The organism is Polaromonas sp. P1_G2 (assembly GCF_056405515.1).
On record NZ_JBFUBY010000924.1, the window covers coordinates 1 to 509 of the forward strand.

Genomic DNA, 509 nt, shown 5'->3' on the forward strand with positions numbered 1-509 from the left:
TTGCCGATATGCGCCGCGGCGGCAACGCCGTCGCCGAGCCAGCCGTAGCAGGCGGCGACGAAGGCGTGTTGGGTGTGGTCCATGGCCGAGAGATGCATGAAGGCTTCGATCGCCTCGCCATATTGGCGGGCGGCGAAATGGGCCTTGCCGAGATGGCTCCAGAACCGTTCGGGGTGATGCGGGTTGAGCCGCATGGCCTTGCGGATCCATTCGACCCCTTCCTCGGGCCGCCCCAGCCAGGTTAGAAGCTCGCCCTGCTGCACCACGACCAGATCATAATTGGGATTGAGGGACAGCGCGCGCTCCTGGTGATAGCGCGCCGTCGTGAGCGCATTGTTGTTGACATTGACGGCAGCCAGGATGCGATGCACGTCGGCGTCATTGTCGTCGAGCGCCAGTGCCTGCTCCAATTCGGCAGAGATCTGTCCCCAGAGCACGTCCTTGTCGCCACACCAGCCGTTGACCCAGCATTGGCCGAGGATGCAGGCGCGCCAGGCATGCGCATGGGC

Annotated in this window: 1 protein-coding gene; it reads right to left on the reverse strand. The window is 64.4% G+C overall.

Annotation, left to right across the window (positions count from 1 at the left end):
- Positions 1–509: tetratricopeptide repeat protein (locus AC1D0P_RS28365; RefSeq protein WP_477679783.1), on the reverse strand; the 509-nt coding region annotated here is incomplete at both ends.